Annotated in this window: 22 protein-coding genes, 1 tRNA gene and 1 pseudogene; 5 read left to right on the top strand and 19 right to left on the bottom strand. The window is 46.1% G+C overall.

The features are described from left to right. Positions 1-71: 71 nt before the first annotated feature. Complete coding sequence (locus FTT64_RS08650; RefSeq protein WP_180103832.1) at positions 72-920, top strand: SDR family oxidoreductase; 849 nt, start codon at positions 72-74, stop codon at positions 918-920. Between the two features lie 13 nt (positions 921-933). Here FTT64_RS08650 and FTT64_RS08645 read toward each other — a convergent pair whose 3' ends face one another. The 6 genes from FTT64_RS08645 to uvrB form a co-directional block, all read right to left on the bottom strand. After that, positions 934-1,608, bottom strand: a complete 675-nt coding sequence (locus FTT64_RS08645; RefSeq protein WP_180182284.1) for a hypothetical protein — start codon at positions 1,606-1,608, stop codon at positions 934-936. A gap of 12 nt (positions 1,609-1,620) precedes the next feature. Further along, positions 1,621-2,331 carry an MFS transporter gene (locus FTT64_RS08640; protein ID WP_373686614.1) on the bottom strand — a complete coding sequence of 237 codons (711 nt, stop codon included), beginning with the start codon at positions 2,329-2,331 and terminating at the stop codon, positions 1,621-1,623. A gap of 172 nt (positions 2,332-2,503) precedes the next feature. Next, on the bottom strand, positions 2,504-3,961 hold the full coding sequence (locus tag FTT64_RS08635) for a glyceraldehyde-3-phosphate dehydrogenase (protein ID WP_180103835.1): 1,458 nt from the start codon (positions 3,959-3,961) through the stop codon (positions 2,504-2,506). A gap of 268 nt (positions 3,962-4,229) precedes the next feature. Continuing rightward, positions 4,230-5,159, bottom strand: coding sequence for an EamA family transporter RarD (gene rarD, locus FTT64_RS08630; RefSeq protein WP_180103836.1), 930 nt, complete (start codon positions 5,157-5,159; stop codon positions 4,230-4,232). Positions 5,160-5,292: 133 nt separating this feature from the next. Next, positions 5,293-5,880: a lipocalin family protein gene (locus tag FTT64_RS08625; protein WP_005176705.1), complete on the bottom strand. Its 588-nt coding sequence runs from the start codon at positions 5,878-5,880 to the stop codon at positions 5,293-5,295. Positions 5,881-6,004: 124 nt separating this feature from the next. Then, positions 6,005-8,026 (bottom strand): excinuclease ABC subunit UvrB, encoded by a 2,022-nt coding sequence (gene uvrB / locus FTT64_RS08620; RefSeq protein WP_045795108.1) that lies wholly within the window; start codon positions 8,024-8,026, stop codon positions 6,005-6,007. Between the two features lie 309 nt (positions 8,027-8,335). Between uvrB and FTT64_RS08615 the strand changes: the two genes are divergently transcribed. Both FTT64_RS08615 and FTT64_RS08610 read left to right on the top strand, forming a co-directional pair. After that, positions 8,336-9,115, top strand: coding sequence for a hypothetical protein (locus FTT64_RS08615; RefSeq protein ID WP_045795109.1), 780 nt, complete (start codon positions 8,336-8,338; stop codon positions 9,113-9,115). A 160-nt stretch (positions 9,116-9,275) separates the two neighbouring features. Next, positions 9,276-10,724 (top strand): annotated as a pseudogene (locus FTT64_RS08610) (diguanylate cyclase domain-containing protein). Positions 10,725-10,770: 46 nt separating this feature from the next. Here the strand turns inward: FTT64_RS08610 and FTT64_RS08605 are convergent. Further along, positions 10,771-10,953, bottom strand: a complete 183-nt coding sequence (locus tag FTT64_RS08605) for a hypothetical protein (RefSeq protein WP_005176699.1) — start codon at positions 10,951-10,953, stop codon at positions 10,771-10,773. A gap of 219 nt (positions 10,954-11,172) precedes the next feature. On the opposite strand from FTT64_RS08605, the gene FTT64_RS08600 reads away from it, so the two are divergent. After that, a complete protein-coding gene (locus FTT64_RS08600) occupies positions 11,173-12,408 on the top strand; it encodes a pyridoxal phosphate-dependent aminotransferase (RefSeq protein ID WP_005176698.1) in 1,236 nt (411 codons plus the stop codon). A 97-nt stretch (positions 12,409-12,505) separates the two neighbouring features. Here FTT64_RS08600 and FTT64_RS08595 read toward each other — a convergent pair whose 3' ends face one another. Then, the gene (locus FTT64_RS08595) at positions 12,506-12,964 is read right to left on the bottom strand and encodes a hypothetical protein (RefSeq protein WP_168414577.1); all 459 of its coding nucleotides are present in this window, start codon (positions 12,962-12,964) and stop codon (positions 12,506-12,508) included. 236 nt (positions 12,965-13,200) lie between these two features. Here FTT64_RS08595 and FTT64_RS08590 point away from each other — a divergent pair. Next, a tRNA-Asn gene (locus tag FTT64_RS08590) sits at positions 13,201-13,276 on the top strand. Positions 13,277-13,536: 260 nt separating this feature from the next. On the opposite strand, the gene FTT64_RS08585 is transcribed toward FTT64_RS08590, so the two are convergent. The 11 genes from FTT64_RS08585 to FTT64_RS08535 form a co-directional block, all read right to left on the bottom strand. Then, positions 13,537-14,190 (bottom strand): tRNA-(ms[2]io[6]A)-hydroxylase, encoded by a 654-nt coding sequence (locus tag FTT64_RS08585; RefSeq protein ID WP_005176696.1) that lies wholly within the window; start codon positions 14,188-14,190, stop codon positions 13,537-13,539. Between the two features lie 15 nt (positions 14,191-14,205). Continuing rightward, positions 14,206-14,931 carry a pyridoxine 5'-phosphate synthase gene (pdxJ, locus tag FTT64_RS08580; RefSeq protein WP_016660036.1) on the bottom strand — a complete coding sequence of 242 codons (726 nt, stop codon included), beginning with the start codon at positions 14,929-14,931 and terminating at the stop codon, positions 14,206-14,208. 13 nt (positions 14,932-14,944) lie between these two features. Continuing rightward, positions 14,945-15,655 carry a DNA repair protein RecO gene (locus FTT64_RS08575; RefSeq protein WP_016660035.1) on the bottom strand — a complete coding sequence of 237 codons (711 nt, stop codon included), beginning with the start codon at positions 15,653-15,655 and terminating at the stop codon, positions 14,945-14,947. Positions 15,656-15,672: 17 nt separating this feature from the next. Next, positions 15,673-15,861: an NF038104 family lipoprotein gene (locus tag FTT64_RS08570; protein WP_005176688.1), complete on the bottom strand. Its 189-nt coding sequence runs from the start codon at positions 15,859-15,861 to the stop codon at positions 15,673-15,675. Positions 15,862-15,882: 21 nt separating this feature from the next. Further along, positions 15,883-16,911 carry a GTPase Era gene (era, locus tag FTT64_RS08565; RefSeq protein WP_016660033.1) on the bottom strand — a complete coding sequence of 343 codons (1,029 nt, stop codon included), beginning with the start codon at positions 16,909-16,911 and terminating at the stop codon, positions 15,883-15,885. After that, positions 16,908-17,609, bottom strand: coding sequence for a ribonuclease III (gene rnc, locus FTT64_RS08560; protein ID WP_005176685.1), 702 nt, complete (start codon positions 17,607-17,609; stop codon positions 16,908-16,910). Before rnc ends, era begins: the two co-directional genes overlap by 4 nt. After that, positions 17,581-17,952, bottom strand: coding sequence for a DUF4845 domain-containing protein (locus FTT64_RS08555; RefSeq protein ID WP_005176678.1), 372 nt, complete (start codon positions 17,950-17,952; stop codon positions 17,581-17,583). Before FTT64_RS08555 ends, rnc begins: the two co-directional genes overlap by 29 nt. Positions 17,953-17,977: 25 nt before the next feature. Then, a complete protein-coding gene (gene lepB / locus FTT64_RS08550) occupies positions 17,978-18,805 on the bottom strand; it encodes a signal peptidase I (protein ID WP_180182282.1) in 828 nt (275 codons plus the stop codon). A gap of 23 nt (positions 18,806-18,828) precedes the next feature. Then, complete coding sequence (lepA, locus tag FTT64_RS08545; protein WP_005176673.1) at positions 18,829-20,646, bottom strand: translation elongation factor 4; 1,818 nt, start codon at positions 20,644-20,646, stop codon at positions 18,829-18,831. A gap of 174 nt (positions 20,647-20,820) precedes the next feature. Beyond that, the gene (locus tag FTT64_RS08540) at positions 20,821-21,282 is read right to left on the bottom strand and encodes a thioesterase family protein (protein WP_163145962.1); all 462 of its coding nucleotides are present in this window, start codon (positions 21,280-21,282) and stop codon (positions 20,821-20,823) included. Between the two features lie 115 nt (positions 21,283-21,397). Next, positions 21,398-22,783: a Do family serine endopeptidase gene (locus FTT64_RS08535; RefSeq protein WP_180006689.1), complete on the bottom strand. Its 1,386-nt coding sequence runs from the start codon at positions 22,781-22,783 to the stop codon at positions 21,398-21,400. Between the last annotated feature and the right edge of the window lie 115 nt (positions 22,784-22,898).

Here is a 22,898-nt window from a genome sequence, read left to right as displayed (position 1 = left end):
TTACATTTAGTAAGTTATCAGATTAGTATTTAACCATCAAGATTATTTTTCAAACAATGTAGGAGTGAGATATGAATATTGCGATTACAGGTGCAACCGGTCAGTTGGGTCAATTGGTGATCCACCATCTTTTCAATTTAAGTTCAGAACATCACCTTATTGCATTAGTCCGTAATATTGAAAAAGCCCAGGCACAATTACCGAAAGGCATCGAAATCCGCCACTTCGACTACGACAAAGCTGACAGTTTAAGTATTGCGTTATTGGGCGTAGATAAGTTACTTTTAATTTCAGCCAACGAAATTGGTCGTCGTACGGCACAACACCAGGCTGTAATTGAAGCCGCCCAGGCGAGTCAGGTTCATATTGCCTATACCAGTTTGTTAAATGCAGATCACTCCAGTTTAGGCTTGGCGCAGGAACATCGTGAAACTGAAAAATTGATTCAAGAAAGTGGATTGAGCTATACCCTGCTTCGTAACAACTGGTATATCGAGAACTATTTGGGTGCGTTAACCCAAGAGATCCAACATGGCGCAATATATGGTGCAAGTGGGGATGGTCAAATTAGTGCCGCGTCTCGTGACGAATATGCTGAAGCAAGTGCACGTGTATTACTCACGGATACCCATCTGAATAAAACCTATGAGTTGGCATCAAGCCAAAGCTTTACTAAGGCTGATCTTGCTCAAGCCATCTCCGAGGTGAGTCAACAACCAGTGCAGTACAATAACTTAAGCCCTGAAGCCTTTGAGCAACTGTTGCTACAGGTGGGCTTAGACAAGGGTTTTGCCAGTTTCTTGGCGGATGTCGATGCTCAAACCCAAGATGGCGTCATGTATAGCCAAAGCCAGGATTTGCAAACATTACTGGGACGTCCAACCGCAAGTATCACAAGTATTTTGCAGAAACTGATCTAAAGTCAGCTTCAGTTTATGGATGGATCTGGCTCAGTTTCAGATCCATTTTCATATCCAGATTGGCATGTGTGCGTCGCTCAACATTACGCATCGTGGCATTAAAACCGGAAACTTTCTGCAAGGTCATTGGATCATTCAGATTTAATTGCGGCGCAAATTGATGCAGCAAACGGACCTTTAACAGCTCATGAAATTCCAGACCGACCGGGCCATTAAATAAAATCTTCACTGGCAGCCGATAGGTGCGCTGCAAATGAAACGGCACACTCATTTTAATTGGAATATCCAGCTGTAACGGCAGTTTGGGCAATAACGGATTCTGATAGATTAAATCGGTGCTGGTCTGTAATGGCATCAGCTGATCAATTTGAATATGGGTTTTATAGTCCACTTTTACATCAATCGGTGTGGTGACCACAAATTGCAGATTGGCCGGATATTTGCCTTCTAACGGCAATTGCACCTGCTGATCCAGCTGAATTTCAGTATCTAAATGGCCTTGGGTATGCGCCTGTAAATAATTGCCGACCTCAATATGAGTGGGTAAATCTTCCGGTAACAACAGCCGTGATTTTTGGGCATTGACATACATCGAGGCCTGAATATTTAAATACAGCCAGAACAGAAGTGCGACCAGCGCAGCCACAATCAAGCCCAACACAAGCTGATGGCGAAGTGAAGAAAACATCTACACGCTCCTCTACTCGACCATTTGTACAGTAGTCTGTGGCTGCGCCGTTTCGGCCGTCGCCAGACGAATACTGTTTAAAGGAATATTCAGCTCACCCTGCTCAATCTTAATTGGCAAGGTATTTTTTACATCCACCGAGGCCTTCAGCGCGGTTTGAATTGGCACATTTAAATGACCTTGTACCGGAATCTGGGTATTCAGTGTGGTTTTTAATGGAATATTCAGGTTTTCTTTTAATACAGTTTTTACCGGCGCATTAAATTTTAAATGGACTTTTTGCGCCAGCGGCACATCCATATAAATGGGGACATCCAGCACAATGGGAATGGTGCCTTTGAGCGGCAAACTGATGTCTTTACCCATTAACCTGACTTTGACCTGGGTATCAACCGCCAAGGGCTGGTTAATTTTTAGGGTTTCCCGCACCGGAATGGTGGTATGAATTGGCACATGCGTATCAAAATACACCCGTGGATTTAAGGTTTGGGTCAGCGGAATATCCAGATTTTCCTGAATGGGAATAACCGCATTGACGCGGCCACTGACATCGACATCCAGTGCATCATGAATTTTAACTTCGGCTTGGAGTGCTTCCTGCAAATCAATATTGACCTGCTGGTTTTCGAGCGGAATATAAATCTGAAAATGCCGAAAAATCCATAAGGCAATTGCTACACCTACCATGGCTGCCAGCACCATCAAGATTATGCCGCGGAGCATCAATCTGTTTGGCAACGGTTTATCCTATCTGTCATTTTTGTTTTTCTCGACAGAAATTGTGCCCAAAAACCGTGATACGGTTTGCAATTTTTTGTATAGCGTCTTTGCTTATTATTTTAATGAAAGATAAAAAAGAGCCTCAAATGAGGCTCTTTCTGGTCTGCATTACAAATTAAGCATTTGTTTCAGCAGGAACTTTTGGATAGCTTACGCCGCCCATCTGTTCAGCGATACGCAGGACCTGGCAGCTATAGCCCACTTCGTTGTCGTACCATACATAAGCCGTTAAACGGTTACCTGAAGTGATGGTTGCTTGCGCGTCAAATACACCTGCAGTACGTGAACCGATGAAGTCAGAAGATACCACTTCAGTCGAGTTGGTATAACCGATCTGACCTTGCAGGTTCGAGCTGATTGAGATTTGACGGATGTATTCGTTCACTTCGTCACGCTCAACTTCTTTCTCAAGCGTCAGGTTCAGAATTGCCAGTGATACGTTTGGTGTTGGAACACGTACAGAGTTACCGGTTAACTTGCCTTTCAGCGCTGGAAGTGCTTTCGCCACTGCTTTCGCTGCGCCAGTTTCAGTAATTACCATGTTCAATGTCGCAGCACGGCCACGACGGTCAGCTTTGTGGTAGTTGTCGATCAGGTTCTGGTCGTTAGTGAACGAGTGAACTGTTTCAACGTGACCGTTAAGCACCTTGTATTTGTCGTCTAACACTTTCAAGGTTGGCGTGATTGCGTTTGTAGTACAGCTTGCTGCAGAGATGATGGCATCTTCATCCAGAATGTCGCCCTGGTTTACACCATAAACAACGTTCTTCATGTCACCTTTACCAGGTGCAGTCAGAATGACACGTGCTGCGCCTGGGCATTGCAGGTGCTGAGCCAGACCGTCAGCATCACGCCATTTACCGGTGTTGTCGATTACCAGTGCATTGTTAATACCGTATGCAGTGTAATCTACTTCAGACGGGTTAGAAGCATAGATCACTTTAATGAACTGACCATTCGCAATGATTGCTTCGTTTTCTTCATCAACAGAAATGGTGCCAGAGAATGGACCATGGATCGAGTCACGACGTAATAAAGACGCGCGTTTTTCCAGATCACCATCTGCAGATTTACGCACTACGATGGCTTTTAAGTTCAAGCCACGGCCCAGACCAGACTGACCAATCATTAAACGTGCCAGGATACGACCAATACGACCGAAACCGTAAAGTACAACATCACGGCCTTCTACAGAAGTTGGACGACCTTCAACCGCTTTGACTGCAGCTGCTACAAATGCATCTGCATCGCCGCCTTGCTCTTTAAAGGCAACCGCAAGTTTACCCAGGTCGATTTCAGCAGTACCAATGTTTTCAACTTTTGCTAATGCTTCAAGAATCGGGAAAGTGTGTACAACTGAAAGCTCAACGTCCATCATACGCGTGAAACGGTGTGCTTTTAAAATCTGAATCACTGAACGGTTAACTAAAGAACGTCCAAATACTGAAACAACAATATTTTTCTCACGGTACAGCTTACCGATCAAAGCGATCATTTTTTCCGCGATTTCTTCACGGTTTTTCCAGCGACCTTGGTGCTCTGCGTGTAGGGCGATGATAGTCTCTTTGCTCACAGATACGTCCTCTAATTAATTGTATATCTAGGCATAAAATTCAAAACCCGACAATTGTAATGGAATTGGCGGCAAGATTGAATCAAAAGCTGTCTAAGACCGCTCTATTTTTCTATATATTCAGTATAAATTTGCAAAATAGTTGTAATTATTTTTATGATTTCGCACCTAAATCTTTAAAAACCGCTATTTTTCATATAAAAAATAGCAAGTTATCTGTTTGTTGCTTTATCAGACAAATTTTACCGACTGATAACAATATTTTTTGCTATTCCAGCCGGTCCTGATAGTTCTCGATATTTTTTTGCAAGGCCCGTTCCTGCCGTTTCTGTTTCAGTACATGCAGTACACCTTCAATCACCAGCAGCAATACCGCCAGCCAGATTGGAATATAGGTCAGCCATTCATCGGCTTCAACACGCTCGCCCAGCATCATTGAGGCGAAAGCCAGCAACACCGGTTCCAGATAGCTAAGCAAACCAAAAATCACAAAAGGCAAATAACGGCTGGCCAGAATATAACTGCCCAAACCTAAGGCACTTAAAAAGCCCAGTCCCAGCACAGCCCAGATCAGATGCGAGTAATTCAACAGCAATGCCATGCTGTCGCTATAAACAAAGCCCAGATAAAACGCGACTGGTAAAATCAGGAACAGATCCCACCAGAAACCGCCCAGGTTATCGGTTTTAAACTGACGGCGTAAAAAGAAATACAAAGGATAAGCCAGCGCCACATACACAGTTTCCCAGGCCACACTGCCAATGCGCCAGATTTCATGTCCGACGCCCAGTACGGCTAGCGCCACCGCCAGCATTTGCCAGCTGGACAGTTTTTCCTTATACAGCACACAGCCAACCAGCACCATCACCAGTGGCAACAGGAAATAACCGAGCGACACTTCCAGACCACGGCCGTTAATTGGCCCCCATAAAAACAGCCACAGTTGCGTGGTACATAAGAACGAACTGATCAGCAGCCACAGCAATAAAAGCGGCTGTTGTAGCACCCGCCTGAAAATCTCGGCCACATGCTTTAAATCACCACTCCACCACATAAACAGGGTGATAAAAGGCAAGGTGGACAGCATGCGCCAGGCAAAAGTTTCTTCACTGTCTAAAGGTTGCAGAAACTGGGTATAGAAATACAGCACACCAAAAGTGACGGATGCCAATACAGACAAAGCAACGCCTTTATACATCTTTCACTCCTGATCTTTGCCGAGCGCTGATTATACTCAGTTCATCTCCGGAAAACTCTGTTCGTGCATGAATTATTGACCGAAAAATAAAAAACCATGCCGGAGCATGGTGTATTTTTAGTAGGAGATTGCTTTAACGGGCTGTCTGTTTGGTGTGAATAATATCATCCAAGTTATAGCCTAAAGATTTGGCATATTCGAGATATTCATTGATCACTTCGGGATTGGCCTGCGGGGTACGCGACAACACCCACATATATTTGCGATGTGGCTCACCGACCAGCACGGTCTGATAATCTTCATCCAGTTTTAGCACCCAGTAATCACCGCGACCAATTGGCATCCAGCGGATAAATTCTGGCAGGAAACTGACTTTCAGTTTGGTATTAAACGGCGCATTTTGTACAAAGGCTTCACCAATAGAAACGGTTTGTTCACCATTTTTGGTGATGCAGCGGTTATCGACCTTGATGTTGCCATTTTCATTTAAGGTATAGGTCGCCGTGACATCCCGATCACATTTATTCTGAAAGGACATCGGTTTACGTGCCACCTCATACCAGACCCCTAGGTAGCGGTCCAATTCTACTTTTTCAACAGTCGGCAACGGTTCTTTCTGGGCATAAGCCATGGTGGCCAGCCCTAAACCGACCAGCACTGCCCCGCCTACGGCAATTTTTGCCAATTTATAACTCGCTTTAGGGAGATTATTCGTTTTCATCAGGTCACCTTATAGCTTCAATATTGTTCTGGAGTTCTCAGCATACTTGGCTAAATTAACGGTAAATTCAGGTATTTACTGTTGTGTTATGTAAGGAGTTTTTTAACAGTTCCCACACTTTTCTTTACTGCAGCATTTGTGCCTTCAAACGAATAATTTCATCACGCAGACGTGCGGCCTGCTCAAACTGCAATTCTTTTGAGGCTTTGAGCATCTCTTTTTCCAGCTTGGCCACATGCTTGGCAAACAGTTTCGGGTCCGACACGATATGCCGCTCATCCGCGGTTAAGGCCAAGGTTTGGGCTGCCATCTGCTCATCAATTACGTCTTCTTCCAGCACCTCGCCGGTATCAATTTCTTTAATGACCTGACGCACAGCACTGCGCGGAGTAATACCATGTAGCTGGTTAAATTCAATTTGCTTGGCACGGCGACGTTCAGTTTCATCAATGGCTTTTTGCATGGAATCGGTTATCCGGTCAGCATATAAAATTGCCTTACCGGCAATGTTCCGCGCGGCCCGGCCAATGGTCTGAATCAGCGAACGTTCGGAACGCAGGAAGCCTTCCTTGTCGGCATCCAGAATCGCCACCAGCGAGACTTCTGGCATATCCAGACCTTCACGCAGCAGGTTAATCCCCACAAGCACATCATAAATTCCGGTACGCAGCTCATGAATAATCTTGACCCGCTCGACCGTATCAATATCGGAATGCAGATAGGCCACTTTAATGCCGTATTCTTTTAAATAGGAACTTAAATCTTCGGCCATGCGCTTGGTTAAGGTCGTGACCAGAACCCGTTCGTTTTTATCTTTACGCAGGTTAATTTCCGACAGGACATCATCGACCTGGGTCAGCACTGGGCGGATTTCAATTTCCGGATCAATCAAACCGGTTGGACGCACCACCTGCTCGACAATCTGCTCGGCTTTTTCCAGTTCATACTGCGCCGGTGTGGCACTGACATAAATGGTGCTTGGAATAATCCGTTCCCATTCTTCAAATTTCATTGGCCGGTTATCCAGCGCGCTTGGTAAACGGAAACCATAATTGACCAGGTTTTCCTTACGCGAACGGTCCCCTTTATACATGGCACCAATTTGCGGCACGGTAACATGCGACTCATCAATAATCAGCAAGGCATCATCCGGCACATAGTCAAACAGGGTCGGTGGCGCTTCACCGGCCGGACGACCGGATAAATGACGGGAATAGTTTTCAATGCCATTGGTATAGCCGAGCTGCTGCATCATTTCCAGATCATAACGGGTACGCTGCTCAATACGCTGTGCTTCCAGCAGCTTGTCATGTGCACGGAAAAAGCCTAAACGCTCTTTCAGTTCTTCACGAATGGTTTCAATGGCGCGCTGCAGATGGTCTTTAGGCGTGACATAGTGGCTTTTCGGGTAGATGGTGACGCGTGGCACTTTGCGGATCATTTTGCCGGTCAGCGGATCAAACCAGCGGATCGAATCGACTTCATCATCAAATAGTTCAATCCGGATGGCATTCTGCTCTGATTCTGCCGGGAAAATATCAATAATTTCACCGCGAATCCGGTAGGTCCCGCGCAAAAACTCTAGTTCATTGCGGCTATATTGCATTTCTACCAGCCGGCGGATGATGTCTTCACGTTGAATCCGGTCGCCCTGCACCACATGCAGCAACATGCTCATATAGGCATTCGGATCACCCAGACCGTAAATAGCCGATACCGATGCCACAATAATCGAGTCACGACGTTCCAGTAATGCCCGCGTCGCCGACAGTCGCATCTGGTCAATGTGATCATTAATGGCAGCATCTTTTTCAATAAAGGTATCGGAAGATGGCACATAGGCTTCCGGCTGATAGTAGTCATAATAACTGACAAAATATTCAACCGAGTTATGCGGGAAAAAGGCTTTAAATTCGCCGTAGAGCTGGGCCGCCAGAGTCTTGTTATGCGCCATCACAATAGTTGGCCGCTGTAACTGGGCAATCACGTTGGCCATGGTATAGGTCTTGCCGGAACCGGTTACCCCCAGCAGCAACTGATCATGCATGCCCTTTTGAATTCCCCGCACCAGCTTTTCAATGGCCTGCGGCTGATCTCCAGCAGGTTGATAATGGGTAACCAATTCAAAAGGTTGATGATCACTCACGGATAGCGTACTCATACAGATCGAAAAAAATAGTCTAACAGATTCAGCCTATTATCTGGCTTCAGATTGTAATTTTTGTACACTTTCTTGTCACCGGCAGCATCGGCAAGGTTCTGTTTTTAGTCCGCAGTGCAACTGAAATAAAGACCTTCACCCGCTGCTGTTTGGCACACTCTCACCAGACATACCCAGATCAAAGCAAAATCTTCATGTGAAACAGAAAAACACCCTCGTCTTGTGCTTTTTCACTTGATTCTGCCCCGCTTCACGGGCAACATGAACACAAGGGATCACATAGATTTAATGACAATGACTTACCGATATCATGATGAAAGTATTATTAAAAGCTTGCCTGAAGATACGATTTTTGTCTTTGGCAGTAATCTGGCGGGTGATCATGCCGGCGGTGCAGCGCGCACTGCCCTGCAACACTTTGGCGCCGTGCGCGGCGTAGGGCGTGGCTGGGCCGGACAAAGCTTTGCCATTCCAACCATGAACGAGCATTTGCAGCAAATGCCGCTGTCGCAAATTCAGCACTATATAGATGACTTTAAAACCTATACCAAAAATCATCCGAAAATGAAGTATTTTCTGACTTCAATTGGCTGTGGTATTGCCGGTTATAAAGTCGAGGAAATCGCCCCGATGTTTAAAGGCATTTCCCACAATGTGATTTTCCCGGCCTCCTTCCGGCCTTTTGTCGAGAAATCTTTACCGAAACTGAACCAGCATTTTCTGCATACCATTTTTCGTGATCCGGTGATTTTTGCCAGCAATCCGGATGAGCTGATTGAAGTACTGGCTTTAAATGACAATGAAAAAAGTCTGGCTAAAATTTTGCTGAATACCCAGATGTACCCGACCGACAGCAATGGCCGTGACCGGATTTTTGAAATTGAAGATATTTTATATGGCCTGAAAGACAAGGTCTTCGAATGGCAAAGCAACTCTGAAGGTTCCATGCTGTTTGGCGGGGTGATTCTAGCCTTACTGGAACTGTATAGTATTAATGAACAGGATTTTGCCGAAGTCTGGCATGGTCAACGTGAAATTACCCCACCGCGTCCGGCGCATCGGGCCAAAAAATAATCCCTCTTTTTAATACCAGAGCAGCCGGCCACTGAGCCGGCTGCTTTTTAATTCAGTGATGCAAATCACATTTATAAAAATAAAAACAATTCTTATCACATAATAAAAAACTTGATTATAATTCTATTTTTCATTCACTAGAATAATCGAGCTTCAGACTATGACAATACTGGACACGCCTGTTTTTACCCTTGCGCCGATTGCCCTGTGGCTGGAAGACTTTAGTGAAATTAAAAAACAGTTTGAGCTGTGGCGCGCATAAGGCATTCAGGATTTACGTGGCTATTTACTGGAAGATCCAAGCCGTGTCATTGAATGTGCCCGTAAAATTAAAATTGTGAGCGTAAACCAGAAAACCCTGGAACTGTATGAAGCCCAAGATCTGCAGCATTTAATTAGCAACCTGGAGCAGATTTTTAAAGGTGATATGGCCAGTACCCATATTGATGAGCTGATCAGCTTGTGGGAAGGTCAAACCGAATTTTCCAGTCAGGCGGTCAATTACAGCCTGAACGGTAAACGGCTGGATATCCAGTTACGCGTCACCGTAGTCCCTTCACATGAGCATGACCTGTCTTTGGTGCTGGTCAGTACCGAAAACATTACCCCTTATACCGCAGCGCGCCGGCAGGCAGATCAGCAGCGTTTACTGGCTGAATCGCGCTTTGTCTATTCTCCCACCTCCTTGTGGGTGGAAGATTTTAGCCGGATTAAAAGCCGGCTCGATCAGCTGCGCCATTTGGGCATAGATGATTTCAATACCTTTTTAGATGTGCATCCGGATTTTATCCAGCAATGTATCCGCGATGTACTGATTATTGATGTCAATCAGGCCACGCTGGATTTATTTGGCGCCCCGGACAAAAACACCCTGCTGCAAAATATTCATAAAATTTTTGCCGGTGAAATGCAGCATACGTTCAGGGAACAGCTGATCGAGCTCTGGAACGGCAATATTCACCATCAGCGTGAAGCCATCAATTATGCGCTGGATGGCAGCATCCGCCATGTATTGCTGCAATTTACCGTATTTCCCGGCTATGAAGAGGACTGGAGCACGGTTCAGGTGGCCTTGACCGATATTACCGCGCGTAAAAAAGCCGAAAATTATCTGGAATATCTGGGCAAGCATGATGTGCTGACCAAGCTGCTGAATCGCTCGCATTATAGCGAAGAAGTGAATCGCTTAGAGCGCAGCAGTCTACGGCCTGTATCCAGTATCTATATTGATATGAATGGCTTAAAAGTTGTGAATGATGCCTTTGGCCATGATAGCGGTGATGATCTGCTCAGACGCACCGGTGAACTGCTGAATCAGCTTGTCCAGAATACCCAGTACAGTGCCTGCCGCATTGGTGGTGATGAATTTGTGATTTTGCTGCCGGGTGCCGATGAGATTGCCCTGCACAACTGTTTGGCAGGCTTGCAGGAACTGCTGTTAATTGACAGTCAGTTTCATGGTAATCAGATGCTGAATCTGTCGATTGGGTCTGCGACCACACTACCACAGGAAAGTATTGAAGAGATGCTAAAACGCGCCGATCAGGCCATGTACACCCAAAAACGCGCCTATTATGTCCAGTTTGACCGGCGTGAAACCCAGGATTAAACCCATCAAGCGCCCATAAAAAATGCCACAGAACGTGGCATTTTTCTTAGCGTTTACCCATAGATTTACGGGTCCCACGTGGTGGTGGAAACAGCTTGTCGGCATAACCTTCATCTTTAGGACGAACCTGATTATGCAAGGCATCCATCTGGGCTTTTTCTTCCGCAGATGGCATTGGGAATGGGAGTTTTACCACAGGTTTTTTTGAAGTAGGCTGCTGCTTACTCATGACGATAACTCAAATCAAATTAGCGCTATTTTAAGGTTTTTTGCAGTCAGAAGCGAGCCTCCGGCTTTTTATTCTCAAAAATGCCTTATTTTGAGGCGCAGAAGCACAAATTTCGTGATTTTTTATTAATTTGTTGAGATTTTAAACGACGAAGTGACTATTTTTGAGCTAAGATAGTGTGCTTTTTATTTTTTAATCCCTATAAGAAGGAATACTGCCGTGGACGTACGTCTCTCTGATCGTGTAAATGCCATCAAACCGTCCCCAACGCTTGCTGTGACAAACAAAGCTGCTGAATTGAAAGCTGCTGGTCATAACGTAATTGGCTTGGGTGCAGGCGAACCGGATTTCGATACACCACAACACATCAAAGATGCAGCAATTGCAGCGATTAACAACGGTTTTACCAAATATACCGCTGTTGACGGTACGCCAGGCCTGAAAAAAGCCATTATTGCGAAACTAAAACGTGACAATAACCTTGACTACCAAGCCAACCAGATTCTGGTGTCTTGCGGTGGTAAACAATCATTCTTTAACTTGGCACTTGCACTGTTAAACAAAGGTGATGAAGTGATCATCCCTGCGCCATTCTGGGTAAGCTATCCAGATATGGTCATCATCGCTGAAGGCGTGCCAGTGATTGTAAAATGTGGCGAAGAACAACGCTTCAAAATCACTCCTGCTCAGTTAGAAGCAGCCATCACAGACAAAACTCGTTTAGTGGTACTGAACAGCCCGTCTAACCCGACAGGTATGATCTACACCAAAGCTGAACTGGAAGCTCTGGCTGAAGTACTGCGTAAATACCCAGAAGTGTATATCGCATCTGACGACATGTACGAACCAATCCGCTGGGATGACGAGTTCTACAACATCGCTACTGTTGCACCAGACCTGTATGACCGCACTATCGTGTTAAACGGTGTGTCTAAAGCCTATGCCATGACTGGCTGGCGTATCGGCTATGCAGCGGGCCCTGCTAAATTGATCGGCGCGATGAAAAAAATCCAGTCTCAGTCTACGTCTAACCCGACGTCTATTTCACAAGTAGCTGCAGAAGCTGCATTGAACGGTCCTCAAGACGTTCTACAACCAATGATTGAAGCGTTTAAACGCCGTCATGACCTGGTGGTAAACGGTCTGAACGACATCAAAGGTATTTCTTGCTTACCTGCAGATGGTGCGTTCTATGCTTACGCCAACATCAAACCACTGATTCGTGCTAAAGGCTTAAAATCTTGCACAGAATTCTCTGCATGGTTACTGGAAGAAACGGGCGTTGCCGTGGTTCCAGGTGATGCATTCGGTTTAGGCGGTTTCATGCGTATCTCTTATGCAACGGCTGATGAAGTGCTGGTAGATGCGTTAGCGCGTATCAAGAAAGCGGCGGATTCAATCGAAGGCGTTGATGAAGCGATTGCGTCGATCGAAGCTGAAAAAGCTGCTCAATAATCTCTTCTGAGCAATAAAAAAACCGCGACCTGTTCGCGGTTTTTTTTATGGCCTGATTTAACTCTAAACGCTCAATTCAGCGGACCATAGATAACGGTTAGATGGCCTTTTTCAGCGCCTGAATGAGCTGACTGCGTGAGATGTCAGGACGGTCTGTACCCTTATAAATACAGTAATATTTAAAGGCACTATCCAGACTCACCCGCAGTTTTTTTTGTTCAGAAGCCGACCAGACCCGGCAGCGGTTACTACCCGACAAGGCACTGCCGGCAAGCTGATACAGGTATAAATCCTGGCTGCGCTGTAATGGCGTGCGGATCGCATGATCCGGATGCTCTGAAAGCTGGAAACATGGCCCATTGATCAGCCATTTTTCACTAAACCACAGCTGCAGTAAATCACCCAGATACAGATCGACATGCCCGACTGGCCATATGTTGATATAGGCCGAAGCAACAGGCGTATAATAATCTGCTGGATTGCTGATAAGAGAAAGGTAGTTGTCTTTGTAAAAATTGAGATTTGCAAAAATTTCAGGGATGCTGAGCGTATTCATTCGCTGTCTCCGATTTAGCCATTTTTGTGCTGGCAAGTTGGTTTAAATCCACACTGTTTAACCATTTGGTCAAACGACTTTCTGGATTTAATCTAACAACAGATTTTTTGCTTTGCAAGATTTTTTCGTGTTTTATTTTATTTTGCACAAATAAAAAGCATATAAACTTTAAATGTAAAAAAGATGACAGTTTTCGCTTGACCCCTGCTGAAATCCCTCTATAATCGCATTCAGATTCTCCCATAGCTCAGTCGGTAGAGCGACGGACTGTTAATCCGCAGGTCCCTGGTTCGAGCCCAGGTGGGAGAGCCAAATTCAAGAAAGCCCAAGCATTTAAGACTTGGGCTTTTTATTGCCAAAATTTATAGCTTCCAATCTTTTTAATTCCCACAGCGATTCACATCTGAAGGCTGCCAAAAGAGGATGACATCTTCCCGAGCGATCTAATAGCAAGACGTCCATCAGCAGATCAGTTCTATCTTCAAACAGGCAGATCAATCCTGATTCCCCTTCTCGCAGCCATAAAAAAACGGAACCGAAGTCCCGTTTTCTCTCAAAAAATATTGACTGTTTCAAGCTGCCTGCGCCGGCACACCGCTATGGAAACGGAAAGTATCATCCGGGCTTAAAATCAGATTTTTTTCCACTTCACGAATATGCTGAATCCGGCCCTGAATATCTTCTTCCGGATTTTTTAGCTTGGCAGTTTTGGCAACGTCCAATGCTAGTGCCAGATAATCTTCATAATGACGCGATTCAGATTTCAGCAAATAGCGGTAGTAACGCCCCAGCTCTTCATCAACATGCGGTGCCAAGGCATAAAACCGCTCGCAGGAACGCGCTTCTACAAAGGCGCCAATCACCAGTACATCAATTAACGCTTCTGGCTCATAGGTACGGATTTCTTTGCGTAAGCCGCCGGCATAACGGCCTGCGCTCAAGCCTTTCCACTCCTGTCCGCGTTTGTTCATAAATTCCAGCACCTGTTCATAATGCAGCATTTCTTCACGAACCAGTTGCGCCAGTTTGACCTGCAAATCAGTAAAGAAGCTGTAGCGGAACATCAGGTTCATGGCTGTACCGGCGGCTTTTTTCTCGCAGTTGGCATGATCCTGCATCAGGATTTCCAGATTGTTCAGCGCTTCATCCAGCCAGGCTTGCGGGGTTTCACAGCCCAGGAAGCCGATCACCGGCTTCATGAGTTCATCATAATTGATTGTCGACATACAAAAACTTCAGGATTATCGTGCAGCTTTAATCGCTGCTTTCATTTGCTGTACAGCTTGGGCCAGACCCACAAACACCGCATCGGCAATGAGCGAGTGACCAATATTCAGTTCGTGAATTTGCGGAATTGCGGCAATCGGCGTCACGTTATCTAAATTCAGGCCATGGCCGGCATTCACCACCAGACCTTTGGCCGCGGCATATTCGGCACCTTTCACAATACGTTCCAGCTCAGCCTGCTGCGCCTCTGCGGTTTCAGCATCGGCGTAGGCACCGGTATGAATTTCAATGGTTGGTGCACCACAAGCAACTGCGGCATCAATCTGGGCAAAGTCAGCATCAATAAACAGGGATACATCACAACCCAGAACAGAGAGAGCCTGCGTTGCCGCTTTTACCGCCGCAAAATTACCGACCACATCCAGTCCACCTTCAGTGGTGACTTCCTGGCGTTTTTCCGGGACAAAGCAAACATGATGCGGTTTGATTTCTTTGGCGAACTCGACCATTTCATCAGTCACCGCCATTTCCAGATTCATGCGGGTTTTCAGCAATGGACGCATACGACGCACATCATCATCCTGAATATGACGACGATCTTCACGCAGATGCAAGGTAATACCCTCTGCACCAGCCTGTTCACAAATCAGTGCGGCATTGACCGGATCTGGGTAAGTGGTGCCACGTGCTTGTCGCAATGTTGCAACATGGTCAATATTTACACCAAGTAATGCAGCCATACTCTTTTCCTAATTACGATTGTGTTTGGGAGTTCTGTATCCACAATTGACGACTTTTTAACGGCCGATCTCCCAGCAGGGAGCTGATCATCTGCCGATATAATTTAGACAGTAATTGTAACTGTTCTGGATTAAAATCCCTACCCTTTTCATGGTCACGCATACTCAAAATCTGCGCGCCACTTAAGCCAGAACGGGAAGCCTGCGCCGTTGGCATAAAGCCTTCATTTAATAAAAACTGGTACTGCTGCGTTGCACCAATCGGCTGCTGGTTGGCATCCACTTCAAAGTCGATGGCATAACCCAGTTCTTGCAGCAACACATGCTCAAACTGGCGCAGAATCTGTCTTAAAAAGCTGTTCGGCTGCGGATGGCTCGACAGCTGCTGCAATTGCTGCAAAGTCGTGGCATATTGCAGAAAAGTCTCGGGCATCTCGACTTCGAGCGGACACAGACGCAGCAAAATTTCATTCAGATAAAAACCGGAGAAAAAGGCATCGCCAAAGAAAAATACGGGCTGGTTGATAATTTCCAGTTTGGTAAAATTTTTCAGTTCAGATTTACCCGAGGCCTGCAGGCTAATCGGTTGATATTGTGGTGGCGGGGTTTGTCTTAAAATACCATCAATCCGCCCATATTCCTGGGTAAACAGATGCACAATATGACTACGCTCGCGGTATTTACGATGATGGATCAGGTAGCCATGCAAGACTTCATTACGCATGCGGGCAGGATATCAGCCTAATCATCTTTCTTTTTGCTTTCATCTTCTTCATCCCCATCGGGAATGACTGCACCGACCACAGCAGCCGTGCCTTTGACCACGCCTTTGGTGGTTTTATAGGCCACTTTAACCGGAACTGTAACCACCTTATGAATACAGCCCTGCAGCATGAACATGCAGGCTAAAATCACAGCAATTTTGGTCATTACAGTTCCTCGTTTCATGGCTTAGATATCGCTATATCCCAAGCTTTTTAATGCACGTTCATCATCTGACCAGCCACCTTTGACTTTCACCCAAAGCGTGAGCATGATTTTCTGTTCGAACATTTTTTCCATATCGACACGGGCATCCATCCCGATTTTTTTCAGCTTAGCACCTTTTTCACCAATCACAATGGCTTTTTGGCCCGGACGGTCTACGAAGATGGTGGCATCAATATAGGTACAAGCCGGTTTCATACGACCGGTTTTTTCATTTAAAGCCGGCTCTTCGGTTTTAAATGATTCAATCTGTACGGTTAAATCATATGGCAGTTCTTCACCGAGCTGACGCATGATTTTTTCACGAATAATTTCAGAGGCCAGGAAGCGCTCGGAACGGTCGGTAACCTGATCAAATGAATATAACGGTGGCTGGAATGGCAGATACTGCTCGATGGTGTCACGCAGATGTTCCAGATTGGCACCACGCAGCGCGGATACTGGCACAATTTCTGCAAAGTTCATCAGCTTGGCACGCTCCTGAATCAGCGGCAGCGCCTGATTTTTATTCTCGAAGGTATCCAGTTTATTGATCACCAGAATGACTGGCATGTCTGCATTTTTCAATTTCTCCAGTACGAGTTCATCGTTCTGGGTCCATTTTTGTGCATCGACGACGAATAATACCAGATTCACATCTCGCAGCGCCGAGTGCGCGGCACGGTTCATCATTTTGTTGATGGCACGCACTTCTTTTTTGTGCATCCCCGGGGTATCGACATAGACCGCCTGAGATTTTTCACGCGAATCAATCCCGACAATTTTATGGCGGGTGGTTTGCGGCTTACGCGAGGTAATAGACAGTTTTTGACCCAACAGGTGGTTCATCAAGGTAGATTTACCCACGTTTGGCCGGCCCACAATGGCCACAAATCCGCTACGGTAATCCGATGGAATTTCCTGACCTTGTGAACTGAAGAATTGATTGATTAAATCGTGGCTGTCGCTTTGCGACTCGTGATCAGCATCGTTGTGATCGGAATGGATTGTCATTGAGACGTTTGCTCCAAGAGTTTTAAAATTTCCGCGGCAACTGCCTGCTCGGCAAAGCGGCGGCTAGAACCTTCACCTTTCATTACCGGTAAAGCATCGACCCGGCATTCCACCTTGAAATGCTGGTTCGGGGCATCACCCTGAATATCTACAACCTCGTAAACTGGGAGAGGTTTTTTACGTGCTTGTAAATACTCTTGTAGGCGTGATTTCGGATCTTTGAGCTGATCGGTTGGCTCAATATGATCCAGATAAGGCACGTACCATTTTAACACAATCGTCTGTAGCAGGTTTAAATCCCCACAGTCGATATAAATCGCACCAATAATCGCCTCGACTGCATCTGCAAGTATAGACTCACGATGATGACCGCCTGATTTCAATTCACCGGTACTGAGAATTAAATTTTGACTGAGTTTTAAATCATTGGCGATTTTACCCAGTGCTTCCTGACGCACCAGTGTTGCGCGCATACGGGTCAGCCGCCCTTCATTTTCCTGCGGATAGGCGGTGTAGAGATAATTGGCAATAATCATCCCTAAAAGTGAATCGCCTAGAAATTCTAGGCGTTCATAGTTGTGTTTGTGACTGACCGAACGATGCGTCAGCGCCAGCTTGAGCAGATCCGGCTGTTTAAACTGGTATCCGATGCGGCTGGCCAAACGCGTTTCATTGAGCTTGGACTGAGCTTTGATCAAAACTTTTCTCGAATTTCATGACAATATCAATATTCAATAAGAACGGTTTTCTTATCTCATAGTCTTTCTTCACCTGTAGACCATCTACATTGGTGACCTGGGCAACATCCGCAAATTTAATATCACGAATGTTGTTCATACTTAAACGCTTATCCATTTCCCCAATGAATTTTTGCGGACTCAGGTTTTTGGGTCCATGAATCAACTGCTCTTTAATCTGGTTATCCAGCATTCGATCATCGAAATACGGTCCCCAAACCGCAACTGCAATTTTTGCCATAAAAGCAAAACCAATAATTGCAACCAGAATTGCAATATACGATGCCCCTTGTTGATGACGCATTTTGTTATTTTCCTAATGGATGATTTTAATCTATGCTGCCGTTTCGGCTAAAAGACGGCAATTTAAAACCAGGCTCTTTGTGCATCCAGATATAAACGGCACGGCCGGTCAGGTTTTCTTCAGGTACAAAACCCCAGAAACGGCTGTCAGCACTCTGATCGCGGTTATCCCCTAACGCGAAGTAATGACCTTCTGGAACTTTGACTTCCCAATATAAACCATTTGTAGAAGCATATTTACCATTTTCAATATAATTAATAAAGGGTGCCTGACGCGCCACGTTTACGCCTTCCAGTTCACGCATGGTAAAAGTATGCTTGCCTAAAGTTTCCTGATGGTAAATCGAGTTGGGTGTATCGAGGCTGTCTTTTTCACGGCTAAATTCCAGTGCAACTTTCTGCACCTTTTCGCCGTTAATGGTAAATTGGCCATGATCATAAACAATATGATCACCCGGCAAACCCACAATCCGCTTAATGTAGCTAATGCTTGGTTGTGGCGGATAACGGAACACCGCCACATCACCGCGTTCTGGCGAACCGGTATCAATAATTTTTCTGTTGACGATTGGCAAACGCACGCCATAGTCAAATTTATTTACCAGAATAAAATCCCCGGTTTCCAAGGTCGGCACCATTGAATCTGACGGGATGTTAAACGGCTCATAAAGGAACGAACGCAGCACCAGCACAACGGCCAGTACCGGCCAGAAGTCATACGCCCATGTGATAATGAAATTTTCATTGCCCCGCCCTTTGGTCTGTCTTTGCTTGAAGACAAATTTATCCAGCAACCACACAGCAATAAAAAACAGCGTGGCAGGAACGAGGATCAAATTAAAATCAAAATCCATGGGCGTTTATCCTTCTAATCTTATTAGCGTTCGACTTTTAATACAGCTAAGAACGCTTCTTGTGGGATTTCAACGCTACCCACTTGCTTCATACGTTTCTTACCTTCTTTCTGCTTGGCCAGCAGTTTCTTCTTACGCGACACGTCACCGCCATAACATTTGGCCAATACGTTCTTACGCATGGCTTTTACCGTTGAACGGGCAATAATTTGCGCCCCAATGGCCGCCTGAATTGCGACATCAAACATCTGACGCGGAATCAGGTCTTTCATTTTTTCAACCAGCGCAATACCACGGTGACGGGCATCCTGACGGTGACAGATCATTGCCAGCGCATCGACTTTTTCACCGTTAATCAAGACATCGACTTTCACCAGTGATGAACTTTCAAAACGCACGAAGTTGTAATCTAGTGATGCAAAACCACGTGAGCAGGATTTCAATTTATCAAAGAAATCCATCACCACTTCGGCCATTGGAATTTCAAAGGTAATGGATACCTGATTACTCATGAATTTCATGTCTTTTTGCACACCACGACGCTCGATACACAAGGTCATGACGTTACCCAAGTATTCTTGCGGCACCAGAATGTGACATTCGGCAATCGGTTCACGTAAGTCTTCAACAGTGGAACCGTCTGGCATTTTCGATGGACTGTCGATGTACACGGTCTGGCCATTTTTCATTACGGCTTCATAAATAACCGTAGGCGCAGAAGAAATCAGGTCCAGATCGTATTCACGTTCTAAACGTTCCTGAACGATTTCCATGTGCAGCATACCAAGGAAGCCACAGCGGAAACCAAAACCGAGCGCATCCGAACTTTCTGGTTCAAAGAACAGCGCCGAGTCATTGATTTGCAGCTTTTGCAGTGCTTCACGGAACGGTTCAAAATCGCTGGCATCAATCGGGAACAAACCGGCATAGACCTGCGGTTTTACTTTCTTGAAGCCCGGTAACACTTCCACTTCTGGCGTGGTTGCCAAAGTGATGGTATCGCCGACTGGTGCACCAAAAATGTCTTTAATGCCGGCAATCACGAAGCCGACTTCGCCCGCTTCCAGAATATCGGTTTCAGTATGTTTCGGATTGAAAATACCCACAGAGGTAATGATGTGCGTTTGACCGGTTGACTTCATCAACATCTTGTCGCCTTTACGCACACGGCCCTGCTTCACACGCACCAGAGACACAACACCCAGGTAGTTATCAAACCATGAGTCGACAATTAAAGCTTGTAATGGCGCATCACGATCACCGGTTGGTGCTGGAATGACATCGACCAGACGCTCTAAAACACCTGCAATGCCCAGACCAGTTTTGGCTGAACAGGTCGGCGCATCGGTTGCTTCAATACCAATAATATCTTCAATTTCCTGAATCACGCGTTCAGGCTCTGCTTGCGGCAGGTCAATCTTGTTCAGAATTGGCAGCACTTCCAGACCCTGCTCAATCGCGGTATAGCAGTTGGCGACCGATTGTGCTTCTACGCCCTGGGCAGCATCAACCACCAGTAGTGCGCCTTCACACGCTGCCAGTGAACGTGAAACTTCATAAGAAAAGTCAACGTGTCCCGGAGTGTCAATGAAGTTTAACTGGTATTCCTGACCATTCGGATGGGTATAGTACAAGGTCACCGAAGTCGCTTTAATGGTAATCCCACGTTCACGCTCAAGTTCCATTGAGTCCAGTACTTGCGCCTGCATTTCGCGATCCTGCAAACCGCCACAGGTCTGAATGAAACGATCCGCAAGGGTCGACTTGCCATGATCGATATGTGCAATGATCGAGAAGTTACGAATGTTTTTAATATCAACAGATTTTTTAGCTTGCGCCATGGGCTACCTTAAAAAATAACGCGCTATGCAAACCAGATTCAGTGCACAGCAAAAGCCGAATAGAAATTGCGAAGGATTATAGCAGATGGATTTTTTAAAGTATCCAAAATAATGCAAAGCTTTTCGGCCCGGCCGGTTTTAGATCATCCGATACAAACCGGCCAGTGACGATGCTTATGCCGGCTGTGGCGGATACTGGTTAAAATCCATCGGATTCAGATCGGCTGGAATAGGCTGATACGCCTGGGAAAAACTTGGCGACATGCGTTTTGGACGGCCGCTGTCTATTTCCACACAGGCCCATTTGGTCTGCGCGACAAACAGCACGCTCTGGTCCTGCGGACGATAAAACACATACTGGCGAAACAGGTACAGCGCATTAATTTCACTGAGCCAGGTTCTTAAAATCAGCTCTTCACCGGCAAATGCAGGCTTGCGATACTGCACATGATGCTCCACCGCCACCATGGCATGTTTCATTTCCAGAAACTGCGCCATGCCCAGGCCTAAGGTTTCAATATGGGCGCTGGCCACATCCTGCATCCACTGCACATAGACCACGTTATTGACATGGCCCAGACTGTCGATATGCTCGGGTTGAACCTGAAGTTTTAAATCAAAAAATGTACTGCTCATGCTCTGTTACTGTACTGTTGCATCGGGTATTTAGCCCCTAGTCTACTGAAAATTGGCCCCAGATAAATTGAAAAATAAAAAACCACAGCAAGCTGTGGTTTTCGATTGACTCAGATCAGGAAATTCGCATGCCGACAATGGCACGCTGTCCCTGACGGATTAAGGTCACGCGCGCCACGCTGCCCTTTTTCAGCTGCGAAACCGCCTGAACAAAGCTGTTGCTGTCGGTGACTGGGCTATTGTTCAGCTGCACGATAACATCACCCGGTAAAATGCGCGACTGCGCTGCAATACTGCCCGGACGGACTTCCTGAATCAGCACGCCGCCTTTAATTTCCAATTGACGCATTTCTGCTGCTGATAGATTCCGGATTGCGACCCCAAGTACCGGACCTTTATTCTGGCTTGGCGTGACATTGCTCTTGGCCGGGGTGTCATCTGGTGCGGTACTTAAAGTGGCTGAGATATTCCGGCGACGGTCATCGCGTAAAATTTCCAGCTGGATGGTCTGTTTAGGGGCAGTACGGTTCAGATAATTGAGTAATTCGCTGGTACGTGAAATTGGCGTGCCATTGTATTTTAAGATCACATCACCGGCACGCAAGCCGGCTTTGGCGGCTGGAGAATCCGGTGCCACCTGGGTAATTAAGGACCCTTCCGGTTTATCCAGCCGATACGATTCTGCCAGCGTCCGGTCAATATCCTGCAGGCTCACACCTAAATAGGAACGAGTGACTTTACCATGCTGTTTTAACTGGTCTGCCACTTCCATGGCGACATCAATCGGAATCGAGAAAGACAGACCCATATAACCGCCCGTTCCACTAAAGATGCGCGAGTTGACTCCAACCACTTCACCGCGCTGGTTAAATAGCGGTCCACCCGAGTTCCCCGGGTTTAAGGCAACGTCAGTCTGAATGAACGGCACCGAGGTTTCCCCCATCATGTTACGCATTTTGGCGCTGACAATACCGGCAGAGGCGGAATAGTCAAAACCAAATGGTGAACCAATCGCCAGCACCGGCTCACCGACTTTCAGGCGATCAACATTACCGGTACGCAGTTCAGGGAAGTTGCTGCCAGATACTTTCAGCAAGGCCACATCGGTCCGTTCATCACTGCCGACCACGGTGGCATCAATTTCACGGCGATCATTCAGGACAATGGTGACTTTGGAGGCATTTTCAATCACATGGTGGTTAGTGAGCAGGTAGCCATCTTTGCTAATAAAGAAGGCACTGCCATAACCGGTTTTTTCCTGTGGTGCCTGACGCTGCGGAATCACTACCCCATCGCCAAAGAAACGGCGTAACAGTTCCGGAACCTGTTGTTGTAACAGCTCTTCCTGGCTTAAACGTTTGACTACATTGACACTGACAACACCGGGGCTGACCTGTTCAACCAGGTTGGAAAAATCTACTGAAGTAGAGGCCTGTGCTTGAACAGATGCCATAGTGAACACAGCTGCATAGAGACCCTTCTGTAAGTAGCGATTATTCATATATAGCATTCACTCAATTTGTTTATAAAAATGTGATGTTCTGTTTTTAACATAACGCTTTTTAAGATTTCGTAATAATATGTTCAATTCCTCAACAGGATACAAGTGCTTATGC

Origin of the sequence: Acinetobacter sp. Q186-3 (genome assembly GCF_013420655.1) — a bacterium.
Lineage (GTDB): Bacteria > Pseudomonadota > Gammaproteobacteria > Pseudomonadales > Moraxellaceae > Acinetobacter > Acinetobacter indicus.
Note: the sequence above shows the minus strand (reverse complement) of the source record. Positions and strands in the feature narration are given on the sequence as shown.

What these genes read in the sequence shown, in the direction of transcription:
- FTT64_RS08535 (WP_180006689.1), bottom strand. Translation starts at nt 22,783, where the DNA reads ATGAATAATCGCTACTTACAGAAGGGTCTCTATGCAGCTGTGTTCACT.
- FTT64_RS08615 (WP_045795109.1), top strand. Translation starts at nt 8,336, where the DNA reads ATGACTTACCGATATCATGATGAAAGTATTATTAAAAGCTTGCCTGAA.
- FTT64_RS08640 (WP_373686614.1), bottom strand. Translation starts at nt 2,331, where the DNA reads ATGCTCCGCGGCATAATCTTGATGGTGCTGGCAGCCATGGTAGGTGTA.
- rarD (WP_180103836.1), bottom strand. Translation starts at nt 5,159, where the DNA reads ATGTATAAAGGCGTTGCTTTGTCTGTATTGGCATCCGTCACTTTTGGT.
- FTT64_RS08605 (WP_005176699.1), bottom strand. Translation starts at nt 10,953, where the DNA reads ATGAGTAAGCAGCAGCCTACTTCAAAAAAACCTGTGGTAAAACTCCCA.
- FTT64_RS08585 (WP_005176696.1), bottom strand. Translation starts at nt 14,190, where the DNA reads ATGTCGACAATCAATTATGATGAACTCATGAAGCCGGTGATCGGCTTC.
- FTT64_RS08540 (WP_163145962.1), bottom strand. Translation starts at nt 21,282, where the DNA reads ATGAGCAGTACATTTTTTGATTTAAAACTTCAGGTTCAACCCGAGCAT.
- FTT64_RS08575 (WP_016660035.1), bottom strand. Translation starts at nt 15,655, where the DNA reads ATGCGTAATGAAGTCTTGCATGGCTACCTGATCCATCATCGTAAATAC.
- lepA (WP_005176673.1), bottom strand. Translation starts at nt 20,646, where the DNA reads ATGGCGCAAGCTAAAAAATCTGTTGATATTAAAAACATTCGTAACTTC.
- FTT64_RS08555 (WP_005176678.1), bottom strand. Translation starts at nt 17,952, where the DNA reads ATGCGTCATCAACAAGGGGCATCGTATATTGCAATTCTGGTTGCAATT.
- FTT64_RS08645 (WP_180182284.1), bottom strand. Translation starts at nt 1,608, where the DNA reads ATGTTTTCTTCACTTCGCCATCAGCTTGTGTTGGGCTTGATTGTGGCT.
- FTT64_RS08625 (WP_005176705.1), bottom strand. Translation starts at nt 5,880, where the DNA reads ATGAAAACGAATAATCTCCCTAAAGCGAGTTATAAATTGGCAAAAATT.
- pdxJ (WP_016660036.1), bottom strand. Translation starts at nt 14,931, where the DNA reads ATGGCTGCATTACTTGGTGTAAATATTGACCATGTTGCAACATTGCGA.
- era (WP_016660033.1), bottom strand. Translation starts at nt 16,911, where the DNA reads ATGACAATCCATTCCGATCACAACGATGCTGATCACGAGTCGCAAAGC.
- FTT64_RS08595 (WP_168414577.1), bottom strand. Translation starts at nt 12,964, where the DNA reads ATGAATACGCTCAGCATCCCTGAAATTTTTGCAAATCTCAATTTTTAC.
- lepB (WP_180182282.1), bottom strand. Translation starts at nt 18,805, where the DNA reads ATGGATTTTGATTTTAATTTGATCCTCGTTCCTGCCACGCTGTTTTTT.
- FTT64_RS08570 (WP_005176688.1), bottom strand. Translation starts at nt 15,861, where the DNA reads ATGACCAAAATTGCTGTGATTTTAGCCTGCATGTTCATGCTGCAGGGC.
- FTT64_RS08650 (WP_180103832.1), top strand. Translation starts at nt 72, where the DNA reads ATGAATATTGCGATTACAGGTGCAACCGGTCAGTTGGGTCAATTGGTG.